Below are 437 nucleotides of genomic sequence, written 5' to 3' on the forward strand. Positions count from 1 at the left end.
CGATAGGAATAAAAAGGCCGACTGAAACAACAAAATTGCAGACGGCCTTTTTGATTGGCTGGAATTAGTTGCCCAAGTCGAATGCTTTATGCAGAACGCGGGTGGCCAGTTCCATGTATTTTTCGCCAATCAGGACGGATACTTTGATTTCTGAAGTTGAAATCATTTGGATGTTGATGCCTTCTTCTGCGAGGGTGCGGAAGATTTTGGCGGCTGCGCCGACGTGTGAACGCATGCCCAAGCCGACTGCGGAGACTTTGCATACGGTGTCGTCGCCGTCGATGTAAGCGGCGCCGATGCTGTCTTGGCGTTGTTGCAGTAGTTCGCTGGTTTGTTTGTAGTCACCGCGTGGAACGGTGAAGGAGAAATCGGTTGTGCCTTCGCTGCCGACATTTTGGATGATCATGTCGACTTCGATGTTGGCATCGGCCATTGCG

1 protein-coding gene is annotated in these 437 nt (G+C 51.0%); it reads right to left on the reverse strand.

What is annotated here, in order from left to right; all coding sequences use genetic code 11:
- Positions 1 to 64: 64 nt before the first annotated feature.
- Positions 65 to 437, reverse strand: a 373-nt coding sequence (locus ACTHUT_RS22165) for an ACT domain-containing protein (protein WP_440419967.1), incomplete at its 5' end; no start/stop codon positions are given.

Source organism: Neisseria sp. P0022.S010, from assembly GCF_051956635.1.